Raw genomic sequence first — 15,644 nt, forward strand, 5'->3', positions numbered from 1 at the left:
GCTGTTTCTCGTACTACCTCAAGACATCGAAGGCACCAGTGCCCCATGCGCGGCCTGGCGGTTTTGCGGCAAATATTCCCGGGCACCGCCGGTGTCGGCGAACGCGGCCATCGCGCCGCTCAACTTTGTCAGGCTGGGGCTCGTTGCGCTCTCCACTGACTCCGGCGGCTGGTTGGCCCAAGCCAGCTCGAACAGGGCATTTTTATCGGCCCCTACCCGGGTAAAGCCCGCGACCAGATGATCGATACTAATCACCGCCCCGGAACCTTTCAGTTCGATTTGCAGGTGCCGGTACGTCGCCGCCTGGCTGCCAAATACCTTGCGTATGAGCAAGGTAGTGCCTCCCGCCCAGTCAGTCAGCATCAGATCGTCATCATGGCGGCTGACGAGGAGCTTTTCCCCATCGGCTGCCGGTATGATCAATCGGTCCAGGGCCTGGTCCGGGTCATCGTTATCAATGACAACTGTGCGGTAGTGCGACCACATTTCCTGACTGAGGCGGTAGGTATCGCCGTTGGCCCCCCCATGCAGCACGACACTGTCGACACCGTCAATCAGTGGCGGCTGCAGATCACCCTGGCTACCACGCAAGCCGTCGCCCCGCAGCAACAACGACGAACCAAAGCGCTCGACAGAGGTGTAATGGCCGAGCCTCTTCGGATTACCCGCCCAGACATGGTACAACCACTGGTCTGTCTGGCTGTATACATAGGCTGCTCTCTGCCCAACAGCGGTTCCCACGAAACGCAAATCTTCCGCAACCGGGAGGCCCTTGCCAGAGAACACTTGACCACTGCTGACGTCGAACCACCCTTGCGCGCCCTGCCCCAGCAAAGTCAGCACACCTGTAGCTCGCCACTGGCTGGCGAGCTCGCTTAGCGCTTGCGGCAAACGAGCAAGGTTATCTTGCTGCCAGCCTTTGTCGACCGCCACCAACTGCAATTTACCCTTGTTGTCCCGGAGCAAAATCTCGCCTTTGACGGTGGTCAGGCGTAACCCGGCGTCATTCATCTCTGCCGCCTTGAGGTGCAGATTCGGCACTAGCTCACTGGCAGCGGGCAGTTGCGCCGACACCTCAAGCACCTCGTCACTGCCAAACGCGGTGGCAAGCGCCGCCGGGGACAAAGAAGGCTGACGATAGAGCTTGCCACTTGCCGGATCGAAAATCCGCGCAGCGCTGCTGCCTTCGTCAAATCCCAGAAACTGCAATGGCTTGCCTTGCAGCGGGGCGGATGCCACCACCACCTGTCCGTTGTGGTACCACACGGGCAGCACGCTCTTGCCGTCACTGCCCTTGACGCCAAACACGGCCAGGGTTGCACTGCTGCCAGCGACACTGGATAGGTCTTGCCACCAGGCTTTACGCCCTTTGAGCCAATGCTTGTTGACGGCCTCGTAGCTGAGCTGTCCCTTGGCATCGACCCGGGCCAGGCGGCCATCCTCGGTCAGGAGGACGAGAACTCCGTTCAAGTCGATTACATTCGCCAACGCTGGGGTTGTCACCCGCAATGCTGTCGGTTGGGTGGAGTCGAGCACCGCCTGGCCCGGCCCCTCCTGGCGGAACAGGACCTTTTGCGCCTTGCTGTAGAAAAAGAACACCTCCTTGCCTTCGAGGCCAGGCATGCTGCCCGCCAACAGCAGATCAGCGGGAATAGGCCAGGCGCTACGATTTTTTTCGTGCGCTTCGAAACGCAGGGTTTTGTCCGCAGGTGGCGCCAGATTCGGTTTGATCACGGCGCCATCGCTGGTTCGTATCCAATAGCGGTGTGCCACGCCAGCAGCATCGGTGCCAAATACCGTCATCAACGCGGCAGGGGTTGGCTCGATCAATCGCGCGCCCAACCCATTCACTGGGGTGTCGCGCGGCGTGCCATTGCTCGCGTAGCCATTGAGCATGGTTTTTACCGCGTCGCCATATTGGCCAGTACACGCCGAGAGCTGTAACAGCGCCTCATCACCAAGCGCACTCACCAGCTCCATGCGATCGCCCTGGATCCGGTAGCTCAGCTCGGCCTCACTGCCATCTTTGAGCAAATGGCGGCGCGTCAGGTAGACCGCATCCCTCTCTTGCCATAACCGGCTGATGTTGCCCGCGCTCTGGTTGAACCATGGATCGAACTGCGCATCGATCTTGCCATTGGCGATGTCAACCCGCCACGCCGCGGCGTTCTCGGCGTCAAAAAAGTAAGCATGTTCGCCGATAACTGCCCCCAGCTGAGCGTGCCTGGCCTGCTCGATATCGGTGTTGGTGAACAGCATGCGATCCTTGGCGACGTCATAGAACGCCCGGCCGACATTTCGTCCCTCGTGGCTGTAATTCTCCACCACAACGTACTGACCTTGCATCTGATGAGCCTTGGCCAAGTCGCTCAAGTGCTGCTCGATACGATGACCAGGTACCTGCCATTTACTTGCGTCCTCCTCCAGCACCCGGGTAGTCATGCCGGCAAAATCGACTTCCCGCACCTCGCCTTTGGCATTGACCACCAGTATGCGGCCGTTCTGGGCCGGATCGAGTTCGACCACAACACCACCGACCACCAACTGTTTGTTCGACACGCTGATGCTATCGCTGGCAAGCTGGCTGCTATCGATGATCCAGCGCGAGGGCACACTGCCTGTTTCGCTGGTGAGCTTGACCCGGACGCCCTCGTTCAAACCGATCAGGTATTCGCCCCCTGCGCCCTTGATCTCGTAGCGCAGGTAGCCGAGCAGTTCATTGGGCAGCTCGGGTACTACCAGTTGCCGGTTACGCTGATCGAGCAGCACTTCGACCGGAGTATCGACGTACTCCTGATGAATCTTGCGGATCGTGTACTCGGCCGGAAAGAGGTAGAAGTCGTAGTCAAAGCGATTGTCTTGCTCAAGCCGACGAATCACATCAAAGCCGCCGTCATGGCGGTTGGTTGTGCCGGGAAGTGTCTCGTATTCGTAACTGATATAGGACTTGGGCGTACCAGGCAGGATAACCACCTTGGTATCGCTGTGAGCGAGCGGATGGTGGCTCCCATAGCCGATGCCACTGCGCACCTCGACCGCCTGACTGCGATCGCGGACCATCACCGGCATGTCGCCACTCCAAAAGAAGTAGTTGATTGCTCCAGAACCGGTAGCACCGTGATGCGTGCGGTAGATGTACTGACTGTCGAAGTCGATTTGCCCGTTGCGCAGGTCGACGGTCTTCACTACCGCCCCGGCAAGAGGGACCAGCACCTGTTTCTGCTCGTCATAACGATAACCGTGGCCTTTGTATGCGCTGTCGAGCGCATCAAAGTAGCGGCCCACCGCCTGGGCGTCCACAGTCACAGCACCATACGCCTGTGCCAGTGCGGTAAAGCCGACCGCAAGCCCACCCAGGACCACTGCACACCCACCGAGCATTGCTGCGGCGGTGGAGGCACCGATCAGGCCGACGCTCACCCCCGCAACACTGGTCACGAAGCTTGCCGAGTCGAAGGCGAGCTGAGTGCCGAACACAGCCTTTTGCATATCGTTTTCGGCGTGAGCCAGCTCAAACGAATCAAAGCCAACCATCGCTGCCCCCAACAGGACGCCAGCGCCTTCATTGGCGGTGCGTCCCAGAGTTGAGGCAAAGTCCTGGAGAGTGGTTTCAGCGGCTACCGCTTCGCCGCGCAGTGCCGTGCGGACCAGCTCGGTGATCTTGGCCACGTCCTGGATGGTGCCGTGCCCCATCTGGATAAAGTTGATGTAGCTGTGTACTTTGAGCGCAGTAGCAAGATCAGGCGCCGCCCCCCCGCTCGCAGCGTCTTTGCGGCTCCTATCGGCAAACCACTGGATCAGCGCGTGCACCGCAAAGCCTGCGTTCAAACCGTCCACCGGTGCGGCCTCACCGACCTCGCCCTTAGGCCGCATCTGGCCATGCTCGAGGGTAAAGTGCTGACTCAGCACATGCAGATTTTCGTCGACGAAACGCCGAAACTCGATAAAGGTGGTACTTTCGGTAGTCAGCCAGCGGGTTTGCTCGGGCTGATCACGGTTGATGAACTGAACCCGGTACCGGCCGTCGTCCTGCGCTTCGGTATTGGCAATCACCGGCATCCATCGATGGTCGAGACCCGCTTCCCGCGCAAGCAGGGTGCATGACTCTTCAAATCTGGCGCCCCACTGCTCGGCATCGAGCGTCACCAGCGCCGTGCGCAATCGGGTGTCCTCGATAGCCTGTGCTTGTGTACTCAGCGTACGTTCGACCTGTCGCCGTTGCTCAATGGAGCTCACCAGCTCATCAGGTCGTGACAGGTCAGCAACGTTCAGGCCGTTGCCCACGGGTACCTCGGCCATTTTGGCGACATCGATCTGCACCAAGTTAAAAACAGGAGCCGACTGGGTGCCAAACGAACCATAGAGAGTAGCCTGTTCGCGCCCGACCAGATATTGCTCCATCGCCACGGACAGGCTAGCCGTATTGTCGAAGGCAAAGATTCCGACATTTGGATCGTAGAAAAAGTAGCGACGTCCTTCGGCTCCAAAGGTGCTCCCCACCAGCATCGAGTGCCCCTGGGTGTTGAGCGCGAACATCGAGGTTCTGTTCGTATCGGCCAGTCGGGAAACCACCTCGGACAATGTGGATTTGCCCAGTTCGGTTGACGCCTCAACGGCATCGACATTGCTGTGAAGCCTGCTCAAGCTGTTTTTGAGTAACGTAGAGCTGCCTGCTTGCGGGTCGGCGGCGGCCACGAATATTTTTTCCACCAGGCTGTTTGCGCCATCCTCACCGCCACTGGCCAACGCAACCGCCATGGCCCTGACCAAGGGATAACAACGTCCGCCGGATTTGTCGCCAACCAGCGAAAGATAAAAATCCTGCGGTGCCAGCAGGTTGAAGGTGCTTCCAGCACGATGAAAGTCCTCGCTGAACAGCATCGTGCGGCTCAGCACTTTATCGATGTACTCGGCCTGGCTCGCTTTACTGATACGGCCACTCAAGGCACCCCGTTGCTCAGGGGTTAGTTGGCCGTCGAGAAACAGACGCTTCATCCCCAGGACTGACATCTTGTCGCCCAAACCGGGAATGGCGATATCACGGAAATTACGCAAGCCCTCGGAAAACCCAGGGACCTGCGCGCCATGCTGAAATGCCTCAGCGATCGCATAACGTTCGCCCACACTGCTGGTGTGCTCCGCTCCCCCATCCTGGATTGAGGTATCGTCAATCCTCACTACGGCATCAGTGCCTTGTTTAGCCTTGATCTGCTGCCAGAGCCAGGTTTTGTCAACGGAGGCCGCTTCACGCAATACCGAATCGTACTGTGCCCGGTAGAAGTCCTCAGTAAGGTCGAGTTGCTTGAGCTGCTGATCAATCAGAGCCTTGTTATCTGAGCTGCGTCTGGCGTTGTGAAGTTGGTTGCGCTTATCCGTCAACTGCTCAATGTCGGCGTTGACCTTGACTTGGACCGCTTCACGCAGCCGATTCCAAGCAGCAATTGCCGGATGCTTGGAGGAAAACTCGCCGTCGGTATAGACAGCATCTACCACCCCTTCGGCAGACACCCCGAACAGGCCTGCTACTTTCCTCAACTGTTGGTGAATCTTTTCGCGGTAAGCGTTGAATTCATTCTGGTTGCGTTTCCCCACCTGACTTTCGGCGACCTGGATCGAAAGCGCGGGCTCGCCATCACGTAGTTTCGGCCAGAGTCTTTTCCCGATTCGCTGGTACTCCTGACGCTGGCATGCCAACTGCCATTCGCCATCAACGTATTGCATATACGCCGTAGCCAATCCCTCAGCAGTACCGGGGTACTGATAATCCTTGAAGTCGATCGCCATCACCACGTTGTCGTAGAGTAGCGAGCTGTTGACCCGGCCGTCGTGATACACCCGATAGGTGTTTGCGTCCAGGCTGGTTACTATCAGCGAACACCCTAACAGCGTGGCGGTGAAGAGAAAGCTACCGGGTGCCGCGTGCTTGGGAATATCCACATAAGCGGGAGATGTATTGGCCTGATTCGGACCGTTGTAGCCGAGAAAGTACGCCGCCACACTGTCGGAATGGCTAGCCGATTTGCCTTCGGCAATAGGCTCGGCATATTCGATCTCATAAAGGTCCGGTGCAACCTTCACTAACTTGGCAAAGCCGTGTGCCGGAAGGCGCCCCGACTTGATCAGTGTCTCGCCACTGAGGAGGTGCATTTTAGCGAACCGTTCAGGATCGGCAGCGAACTGTTGGATGTCGGCGCTGCCTTGGCGGGGTACATATCCATCCCCCTCAAATGCCATCCCTGTCTTGAATTGCAAATCCCTCACTGCCTGTCCCACCAGCGCTGGCCTTGGACCAATATTGGTAAAGCGCGGTGGGTAGTACTGGTCAGCGACTGGTAAACCCTGATTAATGATCGGTAAAACACGCCCCATCACCCCTTCATACAGTTCACCCCGCAATGCCCTATGGCTACCTTTAGCGCGGTACTGGTCGAACATCTGCAGCAGGTCCTTGCCAATACTTCCCTCCTCCTGCGGTTCATAACGCGCAGCGACGTAGAGGGTTTCGAAGAAGGAGTGATAACCGTTGCGGATCATGAAGGCCGCATTGGCCATCTGGAACTGCCAGTATTGCTTGACGCTCAAGGCCCCTCCGAACAATTCCGGCAAGACATTGCTGACCGCCTGAGTGGTCCCAGAAATGCCGCCGACGAACGGGGTATCAAGGTCATTCATGTAACGCGTGGCCGGACTCTTGGGGTCTGGGCGAAACTGATTGTAGCTGCGGTACTTGTCGTCTTTGATCTGGTACGAACCGTCGTCGTTTGACGCACCTTCAGCGCGGGTATTGAGGATCAGATACGGGTCGGGCTGATCAAGTCGGTTGTTGATGATGACTTTGTCGGCACGGCCCTCTGGCGTCAGCGCAGCATGAGCGTTGACCGGGACCATCGCCTTGGAAAAACTATCGGCAACAGGTCGCAAGGCATGGAATAAGGTTTGCCTGCGCAGGCCCCTGCCCTCAGTGCTCGACAGCGCCGCCTCAACTTCCGGGCGCAGGTGTACATCGGCGCTCTCAAGACTTTGTGGACCGTTCAACAGCAGGGTGAGTAACTTGCTGTCTAGCGATTGCTCGACAGCACCCCGATCAAAGACTTCTCTTTTCAAATTGTTTGGATGCGGTGCAGCATTGGCAGTGGCGAATCGCTGGTTTTCTGCGTCGATTGCTCGAATTCGCCATTCTTCGTACAGCGGTGCCAGCAGCAACTTTGCCTGAGCAATATCACTCTGCAGGTAACCCCCTTTAAGGATTCTGGCCACGCTCTTCTTATCCTTGACCAGATTCGATGCCAACCTGAACAATAGCGGGTCATTGTCGGTGCTCTGCCACACCGACGCGGCGAACGCCTGCTCCCACAGCACCTTGTTCAGGTTATTGCCTTTGATGTCGCGCATGCTGCTACGCGTGTACTGCGGCGATAACACCCCCGCCGGTGTAATGTGGTTGCGTTCGAGTAACCGCATCAGTTGTTGCTCGAATGCCACACGCTCACTGCTGCCTTCAAACAAGCGACTGGCCGTGGTTCCGTCGTTACGCAGTTGTTCCAACTTCTCGAAAAAGTCGGCGTTGTACTTATAAAGTGCGTCAGTCTGTGCCTTGTTCAAGTGACTGCTAGTGACCTTGTCGCGATCAATGCTCATCACACCAAAGGGCGTCGCGGACAGGTACCGACCGTCTTGAGGCATTTCTAGCAAGTATTGCGTGTCGGCAAAACCAACCGAGCGTTCCAGTTCGTGAATGTTTATAAACTGACCGTCACGGTCCGGGTTGTAACTGCTACGGCGATAGTCCTCTAACCCTATTGTCTGAAAGCTGCTGATATCCGCGTACTGATTGATCAGATCGCTCAAGGCGCTCGGCAACGGCACTTCACGAGTGGCGATGGTGTTCAAGGCCTGGCCAGACACCTGGATACCAATCTGGTTTGGTACCCTGCGGTCAACGCTGATCAGCAGCAACTTGCGGCCATTACTCAGCAGCTGTGCTTTGAAGCCTTCACGCAAACAGGTCTCCGACACCAGGTGGTTGGAGAAGTATTTCTCAACAAACTCTGTTTTAACCAAGACCGAGCGTATCGGCGCATAGGTCGCCGAGCGAGCTGATGGAAACTCATTCTTGAGGCGGTATTGTTGCTGCCAAGCCAGGGAGCGGGCGGCGGTACCAAAAGAGAAGTTGAGAACGTTGTCGGAAGCTACTACCAACCTGCCGTCTTCCAGGAACATGTCCTTGAAACGGCCATCGGTACTGGTATTGACTAAGGCGACGTTCATACGGATATAGCCGGGACGTTCCTCCATCATCAGCAAAGAAATACTCACTGGCTGATCATCAGAGGCTCGGGGTGTGTTAGTCAGCGCACCGAGAGCTGCGGCTTCCTGTGTTGCGGGTGCGTTGAGCAAGGCGCTGTAGCGGGCACTGACGTCCTTGTAAGCCTGCAGCTCCGAGAACAGCGTTACATAGGTTTGGCTGAAGGTGGAATCGGCAATCTGTTTGCTCAGTTGCTGCTCCAGTCGCTTGATGCGGATATCCAGCTTGGCCAGCTTCATCTGCGCGCTCTTCCTCAAAGTCAGCGCACTCAGGGGCTCCGAGCTGCCAGGATTGAGAATCGCCTGGGCCTTGCCCCAGGTACTGTCATAATGCGTAATAGCTGTCTGCTGGCGGCTGTACAGCTGTAATTCGCGGTCCAGTTGCCGTGTGTAAGCGTTGGTCGCCGGTGTCTTGGGCAAGCCTTTCATCTGAAGCCGTCGTTGCTGCAGCACCTGCAGATGGTCGCCGACCGACACGGGGTTTTCCTGCATCTGAAAATGCTGTGCCGCCAGCACGCTCAGGGTGCTCTTTTGCATATCCAGCAACCGTTCGCCTACCTCTTGGATAAAGGCGGCACGCTCCTCGGCGCTCATGTTGAACCATTCGGTCTGACGACCCGAGGCCTTGATTTGACGATCGATAAGGGTGTTGAGGAGGCGTAAGAAGTCCTTGGACATAAAAGCCATTTGCGTAGTGATCCTTTGTCTGTTGTTAAGCGAAGCCCTTCAAGCTGCGAAGGGCTGTCTAGCGATACGGGTATCAGGGGTGGGGGGTTCGTGCGTCCTCCTGCTGCCAGTGGGTCGGAGACTCAACCCTTCATCTGCAAGGCCCATTGCCGGGCATACAATCCGTCCAGAGCGAGTAGCTGTTCGTGGCTACCTTGCTCAAGGACCTGGCCTTGATCGATGACTAGAATTCGGTCGGCATGACGCAGCGTGTTGAGGCGATGTGCGACACTGATGACCGTGCGGCCCTGGGCGATTCGCTTCAGGTTGGCCATCACCGCCGCCTCGGACTCGTAGTCCAGGGCACTGGTGGCCTCGTCCAGCAACAGGATCCCAGGGTTAGTCAGCAGCGCCCGCGCCAGGGCTATGCGCTGACGCTGGCCGCCTGAAAGCTGGCCGCCGCGCTCACCGACCTGGGTGTCGTAACCCTGGCTTAGCGCCTCTATAAAGGTCGCAGCACCGGCGAGGGTAGCCGCCTCGTGTACGTCGGCATCGCTGGCCTGGGGGCGGCACAGGCGAATGTTCTCGGCAATGCTGCCAGCGAACAGCACGCTTTCCTGCAGCACCACACTCATGTTGCGACGCAGTGCCACCGGGTCGGCAATGGCCAGGTCGATGCCGTCCACCAACACCCGGCCGTGCTGCGGCACATAAAGGCGTTGCAGCAATCGGGTCAGGGTCGACTTGCCTGAGCCGGAGGGCCCGGTAATACCGATGAACTCCCCTACTTGTACATCCAGGTTGAGGTTGCGCAGGATTTCCTGGCCATCTTCGTCATAGCGGAAACGCACGCCCTGGAAACTCACCGCGCCCTGCAGCGCCGGCACTGAGGCCAGACCGCCGCTACCGCTTTCACACTCGGTGTCGAGAATATCGCCCAACCGTCGCAACGAGATCAGGGTGTGCTGGAAATCCTGCCAAACCTGGGCCAGCCGCAGAATCGGCTCCACCACATGACCGGCCAGCATGTTGAAAGCCACCAGTTGGCCGGGCGTCAACTGCCCATCCATAACCAGCATCACGCCCCACCACAGCAGCAGCGCGGCGCTCAGCTTCTGAATCAGACCAATGCCCTGCCCGGCCCAGATACCGACGATGCGCGTGTGAAACGCAGCCCTCACATAAGCCGCCAGCTGACGTTGCCACTGGTGCTGGAAACCGCCTTCGGTGGCGCCGGTCTTGATGGTTTCGATGCCCGTCACAGTCTCTGTGAGAAAGGCGGTGTTTGCCGCACTCAGTTCGTACTCGCGCAGCGCCCGACTGCGCAACAAGGGGCCCACGCACAGCCAAAACAGGAAGTACAGGAGCAGGGAGCCGACCACCACCCATGTCAAGAGCGGTGCATAGTTGTACATCACCGCGATGAACAGGCTACAGAAGGCCAGATCCAGCACCAGGGTCAGCGCCGAACCGGTGAGAAACTGGCGGATCTGCTGCATCTCTCCGACCCGGGCGATGATCTCGCCGGTTTGACGACGCTGGAAGTAGCTCAGCGGTAGCTGCACCAGATGCTGGTACAAGCGCGCGGACAATTCAGCGTTGATCTTGCTGGCCAGGTTGGAAAACAGCCAGGAACGCAAAAGGCCAAACAGCGGTTCAAACAGCGCCAACGCCAGCAGGGCAATGCCCAATACTTGCAGGCTGGACATACCCCGACTGACCAGCACCCGGTCGATGATGTTCTCGAACAACAGGGGCGTGACCAGGGCTACCAACTGCAGCATCAGCGAAACCAGCAACACGCTACGAAACTGCCGCACATGTTTGAGGATCGATGGCCAAAACCAGGCCACGCCGAAACCCGGCGCTTTCAGCCCAGTGTGCTGTTCAGCCAGCAACAGCACCTCGCCCTGCCACAGTTCAGCCAGTTCTTCGCGGGGCAGAGTCTGGCAATGACCCTCCAGCGGCCAGAACAGGGTGACCTGGCCTGGTTCCACTACATTGAGCACCGCCCAACCGCGCGCGGTATCCAGCAAGGCGGGTAATGGCAAGTGTTCCAGGCGCTGTACGGTGCTACGCACGGCCCTCGCCCGCAGCCCGACCCAACCGGCACAACGGCGCAGGTCGAGTCTGTCGGCCATACCGTCGACGCGGCCCAAACGGTGACTCAGCTGTGCCGCCGTGAGGGTCAGGTCAAAATGCCGTGCCGCCCAAACCAAAGCCTCCAGGCCGGTATCCAGGGTGTTCGGTGTATCGTCGCCAGCGTGGCTAAATGCAGAGGTCATATCAACGCTCCCGCAAGGCTTCGGACTGGTACTGCTGGATCGGGCTCAACAGATAATCAATCACCCGTCGATCACCCGTGCGTATCTCGCCGGTCACGGTCATCCCTGCCTGCAAAGGTACCCAGCCCTGGTCCACGGCAATAGCGGCCTTTTCCAGGCGGATACGCGTTGGGAACACCAAGCCCTGCTGCTCATCCTTGATGGCATCACCAGACACATGCATAACGGTCCCGCGCAGGGTGCCGTAACGGGTATAGGGGAACGCATCAACCTTGATCTCCACTGGCTGACCCGCCCTGACGAAGCCCACATCCTTGTTCAACACCATGACTTCGGCGTCCAGCTCTGCGCCCTCTGGCACAATCACCAGCAGTTGTTGCGCTGGCTGTACCGCACCACCCAGGGTATGCACCGCCAGTTGCTGAACCACGCCATCCACCGGTGCCAACAACGTTTGCAGGCGCTGCTTGTCGCGCCCGCGGATCAGTTGCTGCTCGAGAATGGCAATGTCCTGCTGGGTACGATGGCGCACGTCGTGCTGCTCGCGCTGGGTCCTGGCCAGAAAACTGTCGCGCTGATTCTGCCGGTTGCGCGCCTCGGCCTTTAGCACCTGCAGATCGGCATGCTGTTGGGCCAGCGCGCGCTCGACCTCCAACTGCTCCTTTTCCTGCTCCAGTAGTTCAACCTGGGGCATCAGTTGCTGGGCCGCCATCGCCCGGCGTGCATCGAGGCGCCGCCGGACGTTGCTAGCCAGCTTGCCCAAGGCGGCAATCTCCAAACTGCGAGCCCGCTGGCCGGCCTGATTGATGGCCATCTCAGCATTCAGGCTGTCCAGGTTGGCGTTGATTTCTTTCCAGGTGCTTGCCAATTGCGCACGGGCTTCCATTGATTGCTCCGGGCTCAGATCGGGTGGTGGCAGATAGCTGCCAATCGGGTCATTGCTCAGCAGCGCCTGGGCCCTGGCCAGCTCCAGGCGTTTGAACGCCAGTTGAGCCCGCAGCTCGCTCAGCTCGGCATCGACACCAATCGGGTTCAATGCCACCAACACATCACCGGCCTTGACCCGTTGCCCGTCACGCACGTGGATTGCACCGACCTCACCCGCATCATGGGCCTGAATGATTTTGGTGTGGCTAGGCACTATCAACCGGCCGGAAGCACTGGCGTGAATGTCGAGAAAGCCGAGAATCGCCCAGGCCAGCGCCAGTACGATCGACAACATCAACAGCATCGCCGTGCCACGCGCCCAAGGCGCTGGTGGTCGCTCGACAATCTCCAGATAACCGGGCTGGAACTCGTACTCGTCGCGACTGCGTTTGAGTGCGGCAGGCGCCTGGCACAACGCGCGCCAAGCCTGCCGGGGAATGCTCAACAATGACCAACGCATCATGCCTGCTCCTTGCGTAACGCACGTTGCAACGCCCATAGGCGTGCATAACAACCACCGTTGGCGAGTAACTCAAGATGGGTGCCCGATTCACTGACCCGCCCCTGCTCAACGGCAACAATGCGTTGGCATTGGCGCACGGCCGACAATCGGTGAGCGATGATGATCACCGTGCGCCCCTCAGCGATCCGCGCCATGTTGCCCTGGATCAATGCTTGGGATTCGTCGTCCAGTGCACTGGTGGCCTCATCAAAAATCAGGATCCTTGGGTCGCCCATCAGTGCGCGGGCAATAGCCATGCGCTGACGTTGGCCACCAGACAGCGATCTGCCAGCTTCAGCCAGCACCGTGTCGTAGCCCAACGGCAGTTGCAGAATAAAGTCATGGGCGCCCGCCAGGCGGGCTGCGGCGATGACTGCTTCCAGGGAGGCAGTGGGATGACGCAGGGCAATGTTCTGTCGCACGCTGCGGTTGAACAAATAGTTTTCCTGCAGCACCACACCAATCTGGCTACGCAGCCAGGCCGGCTCCAGCTGCTGAAGAGGCAAGCCGTCAATCAGAATGCGTCCGGCATCAGGGGTATAGAGTTTTTGCAGCAAGCCGGTCAGCGTGCTTTTGCCAGAGCCAGACGGCCCGACGACTCCCAGGGTCTGGCCCGCGACGATGTGCAGGTCCAGCCCCTTGATCACAGGTTCCAGGTCGGGACGATAGCGGAACACCAACTGCTCGATGCGCACCTCGCCTCGCAACGGTTGTAGCGGACGCAGTTCGCCCTGCATCTGCTCGACCGGCAGGTTGAGCATATCGCCCAGCTTGTCCACCGAGACTCGCACCTGAACAAATTGCTGCCAGACTTCGATCAACTTGGCCAGCGGCTGACTGATGTGAGCCAGCATCATGTTGAAGGCGATCAATTGGCCGATGCTCATCTCCAGGCCAATCACTTTGCTTGCGCCCCAGCAAATCACTGCAACTGCGGTGCATTTCTGCAGCAGGGTAACTGCCTGGCTAATCGAGCAGCCCAAAGTCTGACTGGCGAAACCGGCCTCGACCATCTCGGCGGTCTGGGATTCCCAGCGCCGTTGCATCCGCGGCTCTACCGCCAGACTCTTGATGGTCTCGGCGCTGCTTACGGTTTCGTTGAGAAAGGCAGTATTGCGGGCAGAACTCTGAAACTGGCGCTCGATGCGCTTCTCCAGCGGTCCGGTGCTGATCCAGGCCAGCAGGACATACAGTGGAAGCGTGGCCATCACCAACAGAGTCAAGGGCCATGAAATCCAGGCCATGACCGCAAAAAACACCAGGGTGAAGACGACATCGATGCACAACGTCAGCAGTGAGCCCGTGAGGAACTCACGAATGCTATCCAGCTCCTGAACCCGGGTGATGATCGCGCCCACCTGGCGCTGCTTGAAATACAGCAGCGGCAACCCCAGCAGATGACGGAACAGTTTGATGCCAAGACCAATGTCAATGCGATTGGCGGTATGCGCCGAAAGGTATTCGCGCAAGCCTTTGAGCAAAACCTCGAAGATCCCCACCACGACCAGCGTCATTACCAGAACATCCAGGGTCGCCAGGGCCCGGTGCACCATAACCTTGTCCATCACCGCCTGGAAAAACAACGGTGTCGCCAGGGCCAGTACCTGCAATAGCAACGAACACAGCACCACCTCAGTCAACACCCGACGATGGCACAGCAGCTCTGGAGCGAACCAGGACAGATCGAAACGCAGGCCTCCCTGGCGAAGACGGATCACCTCCCCGCTCCACTGTTCGGTCAATTGCGCTCGCTCGATCACATCGGGCGTGCTGGCCGAAGGCGATTGAATCAATGCCTGGGCATCAGACAGGCGTGCGAGTAGCACGAAGTCGCCCGCCCGGGTGCGCCAGACCAAAGGCAACAACTTCGGCGTCAGCTTGCGCAACGACAAGCGCTCGAGCCGTAGATTGACTCCTGCGCACTGCCCGTATTGCTTGACCGCGCGGCGTACGTCCGGGCCGGTCACTTCCTGTTCGGGTTCCGGAACCCGCCCCTGGCACACTTGCAACAGCAGCCTGCAACTGACAAGCGCTGCATGGACTTCGGTCGCTGTAGCAGAAAGAGGAAGCGCTCGCGTCGTCATACCGGAGCTCGCGATAAAACCTGGGAGTAGCATGTTGCAGAATTCGCTGACATAAACCGCTCTTTACATGATCAAGGGAACATGGAGGCACGGTCGAATTCTGCGTCAATAACTGTGAGTTGATAATCGCAGACTGGATTGAAAGGTTTTAATTAAAATTTAATAGTTCACTTGAGATGTTGCGCAGGGCATCTAAGCGCATTCGAACGCGCTTGTGCAACTTAAGAAATTTCTTGCAGACACAAGCACTGCCCTGAGTGAAACTAAACGGGTTGCTCCGCATCGAGAACTTTGCCCCCGCTGCTGGCTGTAATACTGCGACTTGAGATTTCGTGACCGCACTGTAGCCCCAACAGGCGCCACGCTTAACTTAAGAAAACAGTAATACGCCACCGGGGGATTTTTTGCGTTCCCCCATCTTAATGCGTCATCAAGGCGGCAATCTGCCTACCACCAGGCACCATCTGCCGCACGCTTTAGTCCTTTGCACACCCTTGTGCCGCATTGATCAACCTGCCTTTGTCAACCCACGCATTCCTCTGGTAAACGGTGTAGGTGGTTTGGCCGCTGGCGCGTGACAGCTGAACAAGTCCTACTGCCGTAGTGCGGTCAATACTGCCAATCAATAGATTGATGCTACCGTTATCCTCCACGGTAAACGTTTTTGTGCCGCAGGTGAGTTCGTGCTTTATGCAGGCGATGTAAGCTTGAGTGCCTTTGGCCGTAAAACCATTAGTATGATTGCGATCAAGTCCTATATCCGAATGATGTGAGCAACCAACGACCAGCAATAGAGTGTAGACACATAAAGTTTTACCCAGCCTTCCAGCGATTACTACTTTCATATGGTAAATTCCTGGTTTTCGGGCACGGTGA

At 58.1% G+C, this 15,644-nt stretch carries 5 protein-coding genes; all 5 read right to left on the reverse strand.

What is annotated here, in order from left to right; translation table 11 throughout:
* Positions 1-18: 18 nt before the first annotated feature.
* The 5 genes from AC3WTM_RS14580 to AC3WTM_RS14600 all read right to left on the reverse strand — a co-directional run bounded on the left by AC3WTM_RS14580 (position 19) and on the right by AC3WTM_RS14600 (position 15,613).
* On the reverse strand, positions 19-8,991 hold the full coding sequence (locus AC3WTM_RS14580; RefSeq protein ID WP_102669663.1) for a TcdA/TcdB pore-forming domain-containing protein: 8,973 nt from the start codon (positions 8,989-8,991) through the stop codon (positions 19-21).
* Positions 8,992-9,113: 122 nt separating this feature from the next.
* Complete coding sequence (locus tag AC3WTM_RS14585; protein WP_102669662.1) at positions 9,114-11,255, reverse strand: type I secretion system permease/ATPase; 2,142 nt, start codon at positions 11,253-11,255, stop codon at positions 9,114-9,116.
* 1 nt (position 11,256) lies between these two features.
* Positions 11,257-12,645, reverse strand: a complete 1,389-nt coding sequence (locus AC3WTM_RS14590; RefSeq protein WP_102669661.1) for an HlyD family type I secretion periplasmic adaptor subunit — start codon at positions 12,643-12,645, stop codon at positions 11,257-11,259.
* Positions 12,642-14,768 carry a type I secretion system permease/ATPase gene (locus AC3WTM_RS14595; RefSeq protein ID WP_102669660.1) on the reverse strand — a complete coding sequence of 709 codons (2,127 nt, stop codon included), beginning with the start codon at positions 14,766-14,768 and terminating at the stop codon, positions 12,642-12,644. Before AC3WTM_RS14595 ends, AC3WTM_RS14590 begins: the two co-directional genes overlap by 4 nt.
* A gap of 476 nt (positions 14,769-15,244) precedes the next feature.
* On the reverse strand, positions 15,245-15,613 hold the full coding sequence (locus AC3WTM_RS14600; RefSeq protein ID WP_102669659.1) for a hypothetical protein: 369 nt from the start codon (positions 15,611-15,613) through the stop codon (positions 15,245-15,247).
* Positions 15,614-15,644: the final 31 nt, after the last annotated feature.

It is taken from the genome of Pseudomonas sp. EU05-FHT14B02, assembly GCF_058791055.1.